The organism is bacterium (assembly GCA_020444325.1).
Classification (GTDB): Bacteria; Bacteroidota; Ignavibacteria; order SZUA-365; family SZUA-365; genus BM516.
On sequence record JAHLLD010000001.1, the window covers coordinates 433483 to 449893 of the forward strand.

The window sequence follows — 16411 nt, forward strand, 5'->3', positions numbered from 1 at the left end:
GGTGTTATGCTTCGTTCTCTGTTTTTCTTTGCGCTGTGCGGCTTGATCGCAGTACCTGCACACGCTCAGCTCGATGAACACTCGATTGTCAAGATTTTCGTCACATCGACGCCGCCTAATCCATATCGGCCCTGGGCACCAAGCAATCCCACGGAGGCTACCGGGACCGGTTTCATCATTGAAGGCAACCGCATCATCACGAACGCGCATGTTGTCGCGTACAGTACCTTTGTTATGGTGCGCCGGGGCGGTGACTCGAAGAAATATGTCGCACACCCGGAATATGTTTGTCATCAGGCTGACCTGGCCGTGCTTACAGTAGAAGACCAACAGTTTTTTGAAGGTGTTCCGCCGCTATCGATCGGCGAAAGTCCGTCGACGCAGGATCAGGTTACTGTTGTAGGATATCCTACGGGTGGTGATGAGCTTTCCTGGACATCCGGCATCATATCCCGTATTGAAGTCAATGCCTACGCCCACTCATGGGAGTCGCTACTCACCATCCAAGTTGATGCAGCAATCAATCCAGGTAACAGCGGTGGTCCTGCCATTGTCGATGGAAAAGTTGTGGGCGTATCGATGATGACCCGCACCGATGCAGACGGGGTGAGTTACATCATACCCCCGGAGATCATCGACCATTTCCTCGCAGATATTGAGGACGGCAGAGTCGATGGCTATCCGCTCGCAGGATTTACCTATGTCGCGTTGGAAAATCCCGGTCTCCGAAAGCAATTTGGCCTCGATCCTGAAGGAGAGACCGGCGTCTTCATCCGGGATGCTTCCTTCCCGCCAAGTGGCAATCAGGTTTTTCAAAAAGGCGATATTGTCCTGGCGGTGGATAACGTGCCGGTGCATTCGAATGGAAAGATCCGTAATGGGCTGAACATGCTCGACCTTTCCTATCTTGTTCGTCGGAAGCAAGTAGGAGAAATGGTACCATTCAGTATCATGCGGGATGGGAAAACTATGACCGTCGACTGGAAGGCCGAATATGTTCCTGAGCTTGTCCCATACCGCAGCTACAGCCGGGTTACGCCATATTATCTGTTCGGTGGTGTGTTGTTTACGATACTCACCGGCGATGTCATCTACGCGGACACCGAGGATTGGCCGGATCCGGAGCTCTACTACTTCACGACACGGCACCGAAGGGAAACGCGGAAGCAGATCATTTTCGTGCATTCCATTTTCCAGCACGAACAGACACGTGGAATGATAGGGCAGGTACATATCGTCAGCACGATCGATGGCAAGAGTGTGGCAAGCTTCAAGGATCTTGTTGAGATGCTGGACAAGGCAGACGGTACCGTGAGCATCGTTTGCGATTCTGGCCTTACGCTAAAGCTCGATGCCGATGAAGCGCGGAGCATTGAACCCGATATCATGGAGACCTATGGTATTCCGAAGAAAAAAGTCCTCTGAGCCAGATCCGCGATTGGATGAACCGTACTGGCCTGAGTGCTGTCCAGAGTGCGGATCCGACAAACTGGAGAAAGTCGTGTTCGGCATACCGACTGAGAATGAAGAGCTTCTGGGTAAACGTCGTATGGCCTGCTTTCTCCCATGCGATGCTGATATCATCAACCTGCCACACTGGTATTGCCGCAAGTGCAAGCATGGATGGCAGGCAAAGGATGATTTCCGCTGCTATGAATGGAAAGAATGGTTGAAAGCCTTCCGCCACCTTCCTTGACCTACGACACATCTATCACAGACGGCCTTGTCCATTCGGATGAGGCCGTTTTTCATATGGAGGCAGTAATGCAGTACGAGCACTGCACGACCGAACAGCTCGTGCAAGAAATCATCGGCAGACGCATTCATGATCTGCCTCACTTGCGAGACATCAAACGAAATCCTGACTTACTACTAACCATTGATGGCATTGGCGCTGTATCTGCAAAACGGATACGTGCTGCGCTTGAGCTTGGAATCCGGTATGCAACTGAGCCGAGTACAGATAAACCAGTGATAACAGGTCCTGAGGATGTCGTGGAGATTTACGGCCCCAGGCTTCGCGACCTCGACCACGAACGGTTTTACGTCTTGCTCATGGATAACGGCGGCAGGATCACGTACGAACACTTGGTATCGCAAGGCATAGCGAATGCGAGTCTTGTGCATCCAAGAGAAGTATTTCGGGAAGCCATACGACGTTCTGCATCGAACATGATACTACTTCACAACCATCCGAGTGCAGTTCGTGAGGCTAGTCAAGAAGATTTTCTCATCACATCTCAGCTTGTCGAAGCTGGAAAAATCATTGACATACAGATTCACGATCACATAATCATCGCCGGTCATTCCTACGTGAGTTTTGCGGAGAATGGCTGGCTGGAGGCATCATCATGAAGAAAACAAATCTCGCCTTGCTGATCGCTGCAGGGCTGCTCGCAATCATCAACCTGATGAATGGCCAGACTGTTACCCAGGACAGCTGCTTCTACCGCAATGGCAGGGTTGCAACGCTGATGACCTACAAAGACAGTAAGCCGGTGCTTCGTGAAGCATTTTACGCTACGGGAGAGCTGCAGATGCAGGCGGAGTATGATCCGCAATCCGGTTTGCAGCACGGAATAGAAAAGTGGTTCTACCGCTCCGGCCAGCTGGAGGAGAGTTCGGAGTTCGTGTATGGACATGCACATGGACCCAGTCGTACGTACCTGCCTGACGGTTCGCTTGAATCCGAAGTGCTGTATGTGGAGGACAGGGTTGTTCCGAAGGCTCGATATGATGAGTACTTCGCTCGGCGGTAACGAAGAAGGGCTTTGCCCTTCTTTTACTCGCCATATAGGGACGTTTCAAAATCTGAAATAAAAAAATCTGATATGGGTTTTTCCCTGCGGGCGGTACCGTTCACAGGGTCCACCGGCCCATACACGGTATGGAACCTAAATCCTTAAGATAAAGTTTGGAGTCGAATCATGAAGAAGATATTTGTTACGATGAAGCGGCTGCGCGCCACTGTTGCACGGGTAGAACGAGAAATCCAGGTGCTTGGACTCTGGCATGAGGATCTGGAGGATACGCAGGTGTGGCTCATTCCGGCGCATGTGTACTATGGTTACACGCTGGAGCGCACGGGCGATATTTTTATTCCTTGCCTGTCACTGTCGACGGTATTGGAGAAAAAGCCCTGGTCGCTGCTGGATATCGTGCGGCATGAGTGGGGTCATGTGCTCTCTCAGCACCTTACCGGCTGGGAAGACATCTTCGATGCGGAAGAATCCGTATCTCCCTATGGAGAAACGAACCCTGACGAGGATTTCGCTGAGTCTTGCCGCTTCTACCTGAAGCACAAAGGCCGTCTTCCGAAGAAATGGCGGAAGAACGATGCCATCCGTCAGAAATGGAGGTATCTGCAGGGGCTGTAAGGCCTTATATTCCAGTGAATTACTGGAATTTACCTTGCATTTTCAGATTTATTTCACCTTTTTTTGTCCACCAAGGGCATTCGAGAGGTATATGTGGGTGAGGAATAAACCGTGAGGATATCGATGACATGGCTTGAAGGACGAAATACAATCGATCGACTGTCAATCATGATGCTGATCGGCTTACTTGTTTCTATATTTGCCTGTACCGAAGATACGCTCCCTGATGAACCTCAGCCTGTGGTACACATGCAACAGGACACAACCAGTCATGAGATTGACTGGAAGGTGTATGTGTTTGGTCCTGGAATACCGTCGAGCTATTTCCTTGATATTAAAGCATTCTCGGATAGCAACGTATGGGTAGGGGGGTTCGTCTACATGGGGGAGCGAGATTCTACTGGTCACTACCCAGATCCATCTGCGGTGTTCCACTGGGATGGCGTGAAGTGGACTGATTATCAAGTCCCACTTGGAAGGTGTAAATCAGAGAATTCATACTATGGTGCAATATTCAGTTTAGACGGTAGACCGTCGGATATGTATTTTACTGACCAGGTAGGGGAATCATCGTATTACAATGGAATATCGTTTAGCGTAACTTGCTATCCAAGGGACCCGGACTCTTACTATGGAGTTGGTAGTGACGACATATTCTATACAAACGCGGGTGGGCTCTATTTTTGTGGAGAGTATCCTGGGCGTATTGCTAGACTCATCAATGGTGAAATCGAGACACTGGTAGATATTCCAGGCGCCCCATTCCACTCTATTGTCGCGAACGAGAGTGGGGATATCTGGTGTGCAGGGCACAACCCATATAAAAATACCAGTGCGTTCTACCGCTATGATAAAAATGGTGTTCTGCATGATATATCAAAAGATTTCCGCAGAGGGATTGATACACCACTGAAGCATGTTACCTCGGTCTGGGTGAGTGCTGATAGCTTGTACGCTGCTGCTGGGCCTTTTCTGTATATTCAGGACCAGCAAGACACCTCTCACTACATCATGCATGATATGCTTTCGATAGATCCAACGAACGCGTACTACGAGTGCATTACAGGTACCGCGGACAATGATGTATTTGTCGGAGGACATTTTATGAGTCTGATTCATTACAACGGAAAAAGTCTCAGGTACTATCCGGATCTGTATGATATGTTTGGAGGCGGGATAATCTATGGAATAAGTGCTACACATGACTATGTGTATGTATGCGGTGAGGATAGGAACACGCGTGCAGTAATCGGTATCGGTAAAAGGAGGTGAAGCTCAGCAAGTGAACTGAGCTTCAAAACGAGAAGGTGCGTCAACAGTCTTTAAGAACAAAGCGAACACACGTGAGTGGGATGGAGGTGAATAGTTTATGTTTGACAGGAATCTCAATGCAAATCATGTCTCGAAGCTGGTCATGCTTCCCCTGAGCATCGTCATGTTTGTTCTGCTTACCGGTTGTGATTCCCCAACAGAGCCCGATAATCGAGGCGAATCGTGTATCGCAATATGCGACACAGTCGATCAGGTGAACCTCGATAGCTGCGTTGTGATCAGTACCCCTATGAAGTCAGAAAGCATGCTGATATTTCTACAGAACGAATATGCACTCACACTAACATCGTATCTGATAATCTACGACACCGACGCGCAGAGAATCGCGTACAAGCGTCCTCCAACGGAATTTGATGTCCAAGATGGGAAACTGATATACTATGACTCATGGGGGATACGGGAATTGGATCTGCGCACAGGTGACGTACGAGATATTGTCGTAGGGTATCGGACACCGTCCTACTCGGCGGATAGTACAAGGATAATTGTCAGGCAAGTGGGATCGACATACTACTTTGATCTGGATACACGGCAAGTATCACTCATCGGTGAAAGCAAGCATATAAGGGAATACAAGCCGGACGTGCTCATCGAGTATGACAATGGATTCAAACTCATAGATCTCGTGCAAGGTACGCGGCTGGAATTGGCAATAGAAGGAATGCCTTCAGTTCATGGGGCCTTGGGATATAACGAGTGGGACATCGACAAGAAGCGAGGAATCATTGCGGCTCAGTACATTTACATCGACGGAAACAAAGACTCTAGCGCTCTGTACGAGATTGACATCGAATCACGACAGGCCATGGAGATTCTGGGCAGTACAGATAATTACTACACTCCACGTTACTCAGTCGATTCAGAGATGTATTACTCAAGAACATGTGCTCCCGAGCGGAGTGGTTATCTTCTGGAGTACAGCAGAAATGGCAGTCCTGAGAAAATCCGCCTCCGTGCCAGAATGGATTCAATCGGTGGAGTGGAATACACGTATCACCCAGATATGTAAGAGCTTCGTGTATCTCAATCCTGGTTGAGTTTCGCGCATCGAAATACGCGGTTCTCGGACACTGCTCCCCCTTGATCTTCTCCCCATAATTCACCATTATGAGTCTGAAACGCAGTATTATTTGGGCTAAAGGAGGTAAGAAAATTGCGATACAGAGTTGAACCGATCGGATTTCTTGTGGCGATACTCCTGTGTGCGTGCGCAGATCCAGAGTCTCCGCCAGTGGAGCCAATCGAGAAACAGACTTTATCAGAGATGGACACCACAAGCCATTCATGCACTTGGAAGATATTCGAAGTAGGGGTGCCAGGGGCGAGCGTATTTTGGGATGCGGTTGCTATTTCCGACACGGAGATATGGTTGGTGGGGGATATTGAACTTGCAAACAAAATACCAACGATACCGAGTGGTAAGTTCACAAAGTATGCAAATGTTGCCATTATACGATCAGAAACCTGGGAGTATCGATCATATCAGTTTCTGGAAAAAACCGGAAAATATGATCCCAGGCAAATATATGGGATAACAAAGAGCGGAGATGATATTACTCTATGGTCAAAGTACTACAACCTAACGATCAATGATACCGGTATCGCTTACAATTCATTTTTAGAAATCGCGGACGATAGTGCTTATACACAATATTTTGCATCAGGAAAGTATGGACATTCTTACGTGTATGGTAAAAATGGGTACCTCGGGCAATTTGCACCTAAGAAATACTCAAGACCTAAGAAGATTGAGACAGGAACGAGATTGATGATCCAAGATATGACTGAGGTGGATCCAAATGAGTACTACGTGAGTGGATGGGACGCGAAAGCCCCCGAGGGCTTTTTCCATCATATAAAGGACGGTGTTGTAACAAAAATGGACAGGGAGTATGATGGAAAGCGCGCTATATTTTTCGCATACGGCCTCTGGGCGAGTTATTCAAGGTTGTATGCAACATCGCCACCCTATATATATATACAGTCCCTTCGTGAGCCGGAGAAATGGGATACATTAAGGACCCCAAAGCACCGAAACGGTAATTGGACAGGAAGAGTGATGGATATCAAGGGTAGATCCGATAACGATGTATACTTTGTTGGCCACACAGGGAGCATATATCATTATAATGGGAGAACGGTGAAAACATATGACTATGTGCAAGAGAGCTTAAATGGGATTGCGATATTTTTTGCTGTAGAACTAACAAAGGAGAAAATCTATGTCGTAGGAGGCGAACCGTGGCATGCAGTAGTCGCTATCGGGACGGTTCAGAGGTAGTTCGCTGATCTAGGATCGGATTGCATTCGCATACTGCTAGATGATCAGAAGAGTATGAGAGCAAAAGTCATGTCTGTTCCGATGCACACTGTGTCGTACCTGCCACCTGGAACGCCTCAAACGCAGCTCCAGGCATCTACTTCATACAGATCATGCACGAAAGAGGCATCGAAATGGGAAAGGTGATCGTGAGGTGAGTATATGACAGCTCAAATCCGCGACAATATCGACTACGAAGGCAGACGAATGGGAGTTGGCTGCGACATCTCGCTCAGGAAGCATCCGAGGATCCGATACGTCGAGGAAGGTGAGCGAGAAAATATCCTGACAGATAGCTCAGCATGCTGGAGAGGGTACATCGCGTCCTGGATGATCAAGGACGGCCAGTTATTCCTCGCAGACATCCAAGGCTGCCTGGAACTTGTGGGAAGCGAGCCGTTGCCGGCCACTTGGGTCTCGGAAAAAATCCGATTGACAGGTGGAGAAGCAGTCAAGTATGTGCATATGGGCTATTACTCTACGTTTGAGCATGAGATCGTACTGAAGGTCAAGAGAGGACGCGTGGTCCGTGTCGTGAAGGAGACGCATCATCATCCGACGGACGAAGAACATTTCTCAATTTGGTAGCTACGCATCGAATCCAACGACATTCCCCTCTGCATCGACCGTGAGAATCTTGATCCCAGCTTTGCGTACAAGTGGAGCTCGACGCCAACGGAGTGCCAGCTCAACGGATTTCAGATTGCTGGGGATCGCAATCGCCAGAATGTCATTCGAGTCGACATCCGCAATTGTCAGAATTTGTCCCAAAGCTTCCCGGATGAGGCTGTACTCGGGATTACTCCTCGATGGGTGAGACCTTCCTTTTTTACATTCAGCAATGAAACGTCTACCGTCTTGGAGGCGAGTGACTACATCACCTTGTCCTGGCAGTGAGTGAATCTCAATCGTGGAGCTAAACGTTTGGTGCCTGTACGTTCCAGACCACTTGTTTCCTTCGGCTTGGCGTATCCAGCCCCGCTTGGCCAAGAAAGGAATGGGTTCGAAGATAATTTTCCCTTGAACTTTGACCATGGCGCCGTCAATGGATACGGAGACCACATCTGCTGCTAGTCCTTGATCGATGAGCCACATGGCTAGGTGAAGTGATACTTTGGCTTCTGGAATACGCATGATAGTTATGCTCTCAGCACATTTCCCTTACGACGGGGTGATTGTAATTCAGGATCGCCACCGCATAATCGTGTGGTGTCCCGATTCTCTTTTCGATGCAAAATGCTCCTTTGTGCTCCAGGTCTGAGATCACTCGTTTCCGTTGGTAATCGGCAAGGGTGGGGAGTGCTTGTGGGAGGCTGTCAAGCAAGGGGCCGAGCCAGATTTCGTGATGTCTTCCATATTCTGTGATGATGAATTGGAGGCATGTTCTTTCTTCATCATTGAGATCGGGATTGACGATATTGAACCAGTGTCCATCCTCTGGAGGTTCTGCAGCACGTTTCTTGACCGATGTTTCCTTACTTACCTTCTCCTTCAGTGCCTTCGTCCGTTCAGCATCCCGTTCTGCCTCAGCTTTCTCGTAATCTTTCTGTCTGCTTGCACTCTCTTCGAGCTTGCGGAGACGTTCAGGAGCAAAGAGCTTGAGTGCGTCGATGAAATTGCTCTGACCAACATTGGTAAGGAGATCGCCAGAGAAGCTGCTCTCGAATCCAACAGCGAAGACCTTCTTCGCCTGCTTTTTCAGGTGCTGGATAAGTGGGATGTAGTCCCGGTCACCGGCAAAGACGACAAACGTATCGATCTCCGGACGCTTGGCGAGTACATCCATGGCGTCAATACAAAGCCTCATATCCGCCGCGTTCTTGTGGTCTGTTCCCATGACGTACACAGTTTCCACACCAGATAGAAAGAGAGATTGTTGCGGAGTGGCCTTGATGCGTTCGTAATCGGCGTAGGCATTTGAAATGATCGTCAGGAGGCCATATTCCTTTTCCAGATACGCATTCAGATTCATCAGTAGGTCGATGACATAGTCATTGAGCTCAGGAATATCGGCGTACTTGTTTGTGAGATGATAGTAGACGTTTTCGTAATCAATGAACAGCGATGCGTATACACTCATTGTACCCTCCAGTACGTACGATTTTGATGTTGGATGTCGGGCGAATCAGGTGTCAATCAGCTCGATAGTATGGAAAACGGAGAGCAATATCAACCTCGATCTGGTGAGTGTATTTGACATTCTCGCTTCGGCGGAGTACGTTTGATATACCCTCCCTCCCCCCATGGGCGTTTCGGCATCTGCCGGAGCGCTCATTTTTTTCGCGATCTTCGCATACAGTTGACATTCATATCCGGAATACGTACCGTTGTGCAGCCAATGCCGTTGATTTTCTGGCATCAAGCATATTGTGACACCTACCTTTCTGGGGCTCATGGAAAAAACCGCAAAACAGGCACAAGTCATCGTCCAGGGAATGGTAAACGCTGGAATAAAAATGAAGGATATTGTAGCTGGGACTGGTGTCAACCCCACGACACTTGGGTGGATCCGCAAAGGACGTACTGAGAAAATCTCGGAGAAGACGTTTGACCGCATCTGGGAGTTCTGGTCAAAGCAACCGATAAGCAAAGAACAGGAAGAAGCACCTGCCCAGGAAAGCGTTGAGCCTGATGCGCGGCAAAAACTCGAAGAAGCACGTGCGATCGTGCATGACCTGCTTAATCGTGGCATGACAACGACGGATGTGGCGTATATGTCAGCGATCACGGCGAGGACAGTACGTGATTTACGTGAAGCACTCACCGACGAAGTCAGTGACAGGGTCTATTCTCGGCTGCAAGCGTACTACAAAGAACGTACGGGTGAGACATTCGTCCTGGGCGTCCATAAAGATAAAGCTGGGAAGCATAAATATGACATCGATAACAGTACTCGCTCGACGATCAGTAAGGCCATGTACGGGAGGAAGACTCCGACCCGGAAGCAGTGGTCTGCACCGATACCGGAAAAAGTGCCAGTGACTATCACAACGAACCTTAGTAAGGGGGACGTTGAGAAGACCGTGGAGAACGCACGGGAAATGGTACAGGACTTGCTGCGTGCGGGAATATCCGGATTGAAGATCGCCGAGGGATCGGGTGTGAGCTCTGCCACCGTCGCCAACATACGTAACGGTCGGTCGACAGTTGTACGTGCGAAGGTCTTCGACAGGATACGGGATTACTGGTTGAAGAGTGTGGAGTGGAAGGAGGACTCGACCGTGAAGACCACGATGGACTTAATCAGCCATGACCATGTACCGGTCAATGCTGACGCCATGAAGGCGATCATCGAGCGTCTGATCGGGAATTTCGAAGCGGCGGTAAAGGAGTTGGCTAGTATTCGGAAGGAGTTGAAAAGGTGAGCCAAGAAATGGGAACTCCGTACGTCGAAGTTCGGGATTTTATCGATACCACGATAAAATCGGACGGCACTACAATCCCCTTCGCTGGGGAAAAGCGAGGAAACATTTTTCGCATCTCTATCAACAATCTTGCATTCGATCTACCGATTTTGTTCACTGGCACAGACGGCTTAGGCGAGTTCTATCTTGTTGAAGAGCTACATTCGCCTTTAGGCTCCGGATGGAGTTTCAGCATTGAATCGGAGTACGACGAATTCGGTAGAGATGGTGGGTGCTGCCGTCTCGTCTATCATCCAAACTGCGAGACCTCGGAGATTGAAATGGCATCGCGGGGAGTCAATCCGGAGGGAAAAATAGTCCTCGCTCCGATCGCTATTGGCTTTGCGATTTATTTTATGGTCGATGGCGAGCTTGAGTATGTAGACCATGATGACTTCTGCAGCTCTCATGACGAACGCGTACTCGCATGGCAGTTGCTGTCTCAGGCAATTGATCGGGGTACTCGGCGTTGATACAGAGGGTACAGGGAGCGATCCGTTGAATTTGAGTCAAATTGGCGAGACCTTTGACATTTCCATCGAGCTGAAGATGACTTTGCCGAGACATGTCGTTTCTACCTGAAGACAAGGGCAAGCTGCCGAAGAAATGGCGGCATCGTTGAACGCTGGCAATGCCTGCAAGCACTTACAGAGATTTCCAGTTAATTTTTTTCATACTTACCCCCTACTTCAGCTTGCCGAGGTTGAAATTGCTCCCCGATTGATGTCGCAAGATCGTGAATGAGTTTTGCTTTCAGCTTTGCTTTGGCGAGATGACGAAGGAAATCACTCCGTGAACTCTATATCAGACCTCCAATTGCGTATGGAGTGGGGGGCAATAAATGAAGCGATACAGCAGAGATGGAGATATCTGCCTCGCATTTAATTGGCACCCTGCAGCCAGAACGATAACAGGTCGCAGCAATACTCCAAAGCCAACGAACTGCCTTTTTGTTGTATCAACTCTCCTGCTCTTCCGGATATTGCAGATTCTGAACGGGGAACCAATTGTTTCGGGGAGCGTTCTGGTTTATCTGTATTGTACTCCCCTCTGTGGCATATACTTTATAGCCTCTATGAATAAATGCGCGAATAACAGATTTTCTCGGATGGTCTTTATCCTCCTTTGCGGTACTGACAATAGCGATGCGAGGTAACTGAGAACCAAGCTGCGGCGCTATCAATCGTGGACCAAGCCATCGGTCAAGCAGCTCAGACGAAATATTGTGTCGTGATCCATGGTGTGGTATCTGCACCTTTTCTAGACCATGTATGGGCAGACCAAGATGCTCTGCATAATCACCTGCAACCGTTAACGAAGCCCGGCCAGCGTCTGCTGTCAATAGAATCCTGTCGCCACAAAGTCTCGTATACTGAATCACACTCATATTATTCTCCGCACTTGTGTCATCTGCAGGGAAGGATTCAGCGCCCCATACTGCTCGAACATACTGGACAGCCTTGCCTACAAGACGCACAATCGTTTCAGCAAGCGCAACCTTCTGCTCTGAAGTTGCATCTGGAGTCTTATCCGATTGAACAATAAGATCAAGATAGTATGGCACCGTAGGTGACATAACAAGAAATTGCCCAATGGACTCACCCTGGAACGGCTCGCGTATAGGAACTCCATATTCTATAGCGAGGCTTTCAAGTTCAGTGATGTTAGGATATAATTCTTTTAAACGAGTTGTAAGATTTTCCACCGATTTGAATCTTGAGAAACGAGGCAACAATACTCCTGCATACTCCCAAGGCCGGAGCATCCACAGCTCACCAATCGTAAACTCACTAAATAGCTTTCTTAGTCCTGCCGCATGATCACCATCGGGGTGACTTACGACGACTGCATCGATATGGGATGGATTGCCGTAGAAATCCCTGATATGCTTTACAAGCGCATCACCAGTTTCTAGATATCCGCCATCGGTTACATGTATGCGTGTTACACCATTGTATGAATACCGCAGAGCTATTGCATCTCCACTTTTTTTCTCCCCAACACCCAGAAAATCAATTTCATAGAAATCTGACATTGCCGTCCCCCACCTATTTGTTATTTTCAATACGCTTTGTTATATACAGCGTCTGTTTTCTATATGAGAAGAGAAATAGTACTACAAGGCCGAACACCAATGCTTCCACACCCCAATCTGCGATGACTGGATATATTTTCGAAAGAACCTCATATGACTTTAGCAAGCATAGCGCTAAGGCAAGCGCACATAGAGTTCGGTACATATTGTTGGTTTCCGAGAGCACCTCTAGCTTTTCGTCTTTTTTTGATGCCGTTAGAAAATCTTCATATGGTGCAAATTTAACGAAGCGCACAGCTTTCAATAGTGGCTCAACAATGATGGATCCAATTCTACTAATAATGAGTCCAAAAAAATAATATACAAATACCGCCTGTAGGAGGTCATCAGATGCAAATTGATATTTGGTTAGGAATCCAGATAGGGAAACGAATACAACACCCGGCAGCAGGTAATTGAATATGTTATATGATGAGATTTTCTCAAACAGCTCTTTCATGTTCCACCTAATGTAGTATTTCGAACTCTGGTTTCTTTGCTGCTTCTGCTTTTACCCAGCCACCCCCCATTCCAACGGCTTGACAGCCTCCAGCGCTCCGAAAATCCCCTCAATCACATTCTCCTTCCCGGCGAACAGTTCGTCCGGACCGCCGGAGTGCAGATCGCTGAACGGTGGTTCGTAGAGCGCCGAGGCTTCCATGATGCCACGGTAGGTGAGCTGGTCGATGATCAGTTCAATGAAGCGGATCTGCGGTGGGGTGAGGCTGCGGTCAGAGAGGAATTCGGAGAATGCTGCATGCGCGGCAGTCCGATCCATACCGACAAGACCGCGGATGAAATGTACGAGCGAAGGCGACTCGCTGTGCTTGAGTAGGTCGGACAGCAACGTCTTGCCATCGTCCTCGCCAATCTTAACGAGAGTGCTTTCGAGCGTCTCGAGGTCCTTGGGGGTGAGCTGCTGGTTCGTGCGGACCTTTTGCACGACGAGATCGTTGAGATGGTTATTCAGGTAATCCTTGACCTTCCGCTCGTACTGCACTCCGGTCATTTTCGGGATTTCGATCGTCGTGCCTTCGCGGACGCTCATGACCTCGTCCTTGAAGTCAGTGTACACAATCTTGCGCTTCTTCTTGTCCAGGAATGGTACGAGTCCGCGCAGCCTGAGGCGGAGATCCTCGAGTGTCGCCAGATCCATGCCATCCCAGAATACGGTGTCCTGCATGCTGCTCAGAAATGCAAGCTGCTTCTTCACCGCCGGTATTGCGGATTTCTCCTCGAGCATCATCGCAATATCCACTACTTTCATGCGGAGTGGCTCGTACACTCGCATATCATCCGTTACCAGGGCGAGCTGCATCTTCAGCAGGGTGAGATCGAACATTCGGGATTCGATGTCATCCGTTTCGAGCTCACTGGGAAGTCCGGCAACTTCACGTTCCAGTACAGCCTGATCAGCCTCGCTGAGCTGTTCCCATCTCGAAGCTTGTTGGAAACGCTCTACTGCTTCCAGACGCTCACGCACGATGAAGTTGTCCTTGTTCATGGCGCTGACTTCACTGTGCAGCATCTTTGCGATCGTTTTCCCGAGTTTTCCATCAGGTTCCAGTTCGGGCGAAGACTGAAGGTAGCTCAGGAGCTGGACGCGGCTTCGAAAGAGCCGAGCACCGAGAGGCGCGCCGCCCCCTGTTTCAATGCCCTGCGGATTCTCGTTGAAGAAATCGAAGTTGAAGCAGAAATCGAACACGCGGAAGTCCTGCTTGTCATCACCCGGACCATACAGATCAGGACACAGGCGCGTACCGCGACCGATCATCTGCCAGAACTTGATCTTCGAATACACAGGCTTGAAGAACACGAGGTTCGCCACTTCTGGTACGTCGATGCCCGTGTCAAGCATGTCGACGGAAATGGCGATATGCGGCGCCTTGTCCTTCTGAGAAAAATCGTCAAGGATGCTCTGCGGGTACTTCGCATAGTTGTCGATGATGCGGGCGAAGTGCCCGGCGTAATGCGGATAGTGATGGTTGAAACGCTCCTCGATGAAGACGGCATGGTCATGGTTGCGTGCGAAGATGATGGTCTTGGCAAGGCGGTCGCCACCTTCGGCTTTGTGGCCGTGCTCCATCACGTGCTGCAGGACCTTGTCCACCGTATCCCGGTTGAATAGCCAGTTGTTGATGGCCGTCGCGTTCACACGATCGGGCACACCGATTTCCTGCGTATCATCACCCCAGTCGATGCTCTCCCATTGCTCTTTTTCTTCCTCGCTGAGGGAGTCGTAGTCGATTCCTTCTCGTGGGAACTTCAGATCCACCTGCTGCACGCGGGGTGGGACGAGAAATCCATCCTTTACCGCCTGCTCCAGTTCGTAGGCATCCGTAGGCACACCCGGCTCGAGGTCGAAAAGATCGTAGGTGTTCTTGTCCACCTGTTCACGAGGCGTTGCCGTCAATCCGACGAGCAACGAATCAAAATAGCGGAAGATCGCCTGGTAACGCTGGTATACAGACCGGTGTGCTTCATCGATGATCACGAGATCAAAATGGCCGACACCAAAGCGCGCCTCGCCGCCTTTCGTTTCATCGATCAGCCCCATCATTGTCGGGTAGGTGCAGACATACACCCGTCCCTCTGTGTCTTTCTCGGTGACGAGATTCACGGGACTCGATTCCGGCAGATGCGCCTTGAAGGCGTTCGTGGCCTGGTTGACGAGGGATATGCGGTCCGCAAGAAAGAGCGCCCGCTTCACCCAGCTTGCACGCTGCAACGCATCGACGAGCGCGATGGCCGTGCGGGTCTTGCCAGTGCCAGTGGCCATGACGAGCAGTGCCTTCCGGCGCGACTGCGTGAAATGCCCGAAGATGCTACCGATGGCGCGCTTCTGGTAGTAGCGTTCGACGATGGCGTCCTTTACGGTGGAAACATCCAGCACCTTCCGCTGAGAACGACGGAGAATGATGCGCGCGAGTTCGTCCTTCTTGTAAAAACCCGCCACCTTGCGAGGTGGGTAGGATGCATCATCCCACATCCATGTCGTATAGCCGTTCGTGTAGAAGATGACGGGGCGCTGACCGTGCATACTCTCAAGGCAGTCCGCGTACAGTTTCGCCTGCTGCTGCCCCACCTTGGGATCGACTGTGGTTTTCTTCGCTTCCACGACCCCCAGCGGTTTCCCGTCATCACCCCAGAGCACGTAATCCGCTTTCCCTATTCCCTTGGCGTTTGGCATACCGGTGACTTCATACTCACGGTCACGTGCCTGAACCAGTGACCATCCTGCGCGATGGAGATCGACATCGATCAGGTAGCGCCGCGTTTTTTCTTCGGAATAATCATGCGTATCGGGCTGTTTCTCTGTCTCGGCACGGATCTGTGCAAGCTGGTCTTTCAGACGCTGAAGTTCATCATCGCGTTCATCGATTTCCTGTTGGCGCCGAAGTGCATCCTTGCTCTGCTCCGCAAGCTTCTCTTCCAGTTCCTGCAGCTTCGCACGTGGGATTGTGTCCTCGGCGCTCACGGTCCGCGGGACACGATCATCCTTCCAGGCTGCGCCTTCACGAGGCACGTCCGGCATGTACGTACGGACAAGCCAGTAGCAGATATGATGAAGCTCTCTGACTACTTCCAGCGCATCGCTCTGCAGTACCTTGCGCGAACTGTGCACGGCCTGATTTCCAACTTTCTGAATTACCCGCGCCTTCTGGAACACGACCTCCGGGAGCAGGTTCAGGAACGTTGGTTCGTGGATCAATGCTCCAAGGCCTTGGTCGTAGGGCATGCGCAGGGCGCTGTCATGTCCGTACAGCCAGTGAACAATCGTTTCCAGTGCAAAGCGCGCGTGGAAACACGCCGCTCGCGGATCACCTACGATATAGCTTTCCGCCTTCATCGCAGCGGATGCGATTTCGATGAGTCCGGCTGGCAGGAAGGAGAAGTTACTCAT

Annotated in this window: 16 protein-coding genes; 11 read left to right on the plus strand and 5 right to left on the minus strand. The window is 49.9% G+C overall.

Annotated elements, in window-relative coordinates:
- Positions 1-6: 6 nt before the first annotated feature.
- The 9 genes from KQI65_01830 (at position 7) to KQI65_01870 (ending at position 7617) form a co-directional block, all read left to right on the plus strand.
- The gene (locus KQI65_01830; protein MCB2203460.1) at positions 7-1425 is read left to right on the plus strand and encodes a trypsin-like peptidase domain-containing protein; all 1419 of its coding nucleotides are present in this window, start codon (positions 7-9) and stop codon (positions 1423-1425) included.
- 76 nt (positions 1426-1501) lie between these two features.
- Entirely contained in the window at positions 1502-1696 is a 195-nt protein-coding gene (locus KQI65_01835) for a hypothetical protein (protein ID MCB2203461.1), read from the plus strand.
- Positions 1697-1764: 68 nt separating this feature from the next.
- On the plus strand, positions 1765-2355 hold the full coding sequence (radC, locus tag KQI65_01840) for a DNA repair protein RadC (protein ID MCB2203462.1): 591 nt from the start codon (positions 1765-1767) through the stop codon (positions 2353-2355).
- Complete coding sequence (locus KQI65_01845; protein MCB2203463.1) at positions 2352-2759, plus strand: hypothetical protein; 408 nt, start codon at positions 2352-2354, stop codon at positions 2757-2759. Before radC ends, KQI65_01845 begins: the two co-directional genes overlap by 4 nt.
- A 168-nt stretch (positions 2760-2927) precedes the next feature.
- A complete protein-coding gene (locus tag KQI65_01850) occupies positions 2928-3377 on the plus strand; it encodes a hypothetical protein (protein MCB2203464.1) in 450 nt (149 codons plus the stop codon).
- A 123-nt stretch (positions 3378-3500) separates the two neighbouring features.
- On the plus strand, positions 3501-4649 hold the full coding sequence (locus KQI65_01855) for a hypothetical protein (protein ID MCB2203465.1): 1149 nt from the start codon (positions 3501-3503) through the stop codon (positions 4647-4649).
- A gap of 97 nt (positions 4650-4746) precedes the next feature.
- Positions 4747-5718: a hypothetical protein gene (locus tag KQI65_01860; protein MCB2203466.1), complete on the plus strand. Its 972-nt coding sequence runs from the start codon at positions 4747-4749 to the stop codon at positions 5716-5718.
- Between the two features lie 177 nt (positions 5719-5895).
- On the plus strand, positions 5896-6990 hold the full coding sequence (locus KQI65_01865) for a hypothetical protein (protein ID MCB2203467.1): 1095 nt from the start codon (positions 5896-5898) through the stop codon (positions 6988-6990).
- Between the two features lie 201 nt (positions 6991-7191).
- Complete coding sequence (locus KQI65_01870; GenBank protein MCB2203468.1) at positions 7192-7617, plus strand: hypothetical protein; 426 nt, start codon at positions 7192-7194, stop codon at positions 7615-7617.
- Here the strand turns inward: KQI65_01870 and KQI65_01875 are convergent, their stop codons facing one another.
- Both KQI65_01875 and KQI65_01880 read right to left on the minus strand, forming a co-directional pair.
- Entirely contained in the window at positions 7618-8163 is a 546-nt protein-coding gene (locus KQI65_01875; GenBank protein MCB2203469.1) for a hypothetical protein, read from the minus strand. It abuts the gene before it with no gap.
- Positions 8164-8176: 13 nt separating this feature from the next.
- On the minus strand, positions 8177-9109 hold the full coding sequence (locus KQI65_01880; protein ID MCB2203470.1) for an NYN domain-containing protein: 933 nt from the start codon (positions 9107-9109) through the stop codon (positions 8177-8179).
- Positions 9110-9422: 313 nt separating this feature from the next.
- Here KQI65_01880 and KQI65_01885 point away from each other — a divergent pair, with 313 nt between their 5' ends.
- Together KQI65_01885 and KQI65_01890 are read left to right on the plus strand one after the other, a co-directional pair.
- On the plus strand, positions 9423-10394 hold the full coding sequence (locus KQI65_01885; GenBank protein ID MCB2203471.1) for a hypothetical protein: 972 nt from the start codon (positions 9423-9425) through the stop codon (positions 10392-10394).
- Positions 10391-10906, plus strand: a complete 516-nt coding sequence (locus tag KQI65_01890) for a hypothetical protein (GenBank protein ID MCB2203472.1) — start codon at positions 10391-10393, stop codon at positions 10904-10906. The genes KQI65_01885 and KQI65_01890 overlap by 4 nt, the downstream gene beginning before the upstream one ends.
- 485 nt (positions 10907-11391) lie before the next feature.
- On the opposite strand, the gene KQI65_01895 is transcribed toward KQI65_01890, so the two are convergent.
- Genes KQI65_01895 through KQI65_01905 form a run of 3 tightly spaced genes read right to left on the minus strand, consistent with a single transcriptional unit; the run spans position 11392 to position 16411 of the window.
- Positions 11392-12468, minus strand: a complete 1077-nt coding sequence (locus KQI65_01895; GenBank protein ID MCB2203473.1) for an MBL fold metallo-hydrolase — start codon at positions 12466-12468, stop codon at positions 11392-11394.
- Positions 12469-12481: 13 nt separating this feature from the next.
- The gene (locus tag KQI65_01900; protein ID MCB2203474.1) at positions 12482-12967 is read right to left on the minus strand and encodes a hypothetical protein; all 486 of its coding nucleotides are present in this window, start codon (positions 12965-12967) and stop codon (positions 12482-12484) included.
- Between the two features lie 51 nt (positions 12968-13018).
- The gene (locus KQI65_01905; GenBank protein ID MCB2203475.1) at positions 13019-16411 is read right to left on the minus strand and encodes a DEAD/DEAH box helicase family protein; all 3393 of its coding nucleotides are present in this window, start codon (positions 16409-16411) and stop codon (positions 13019-13021) included.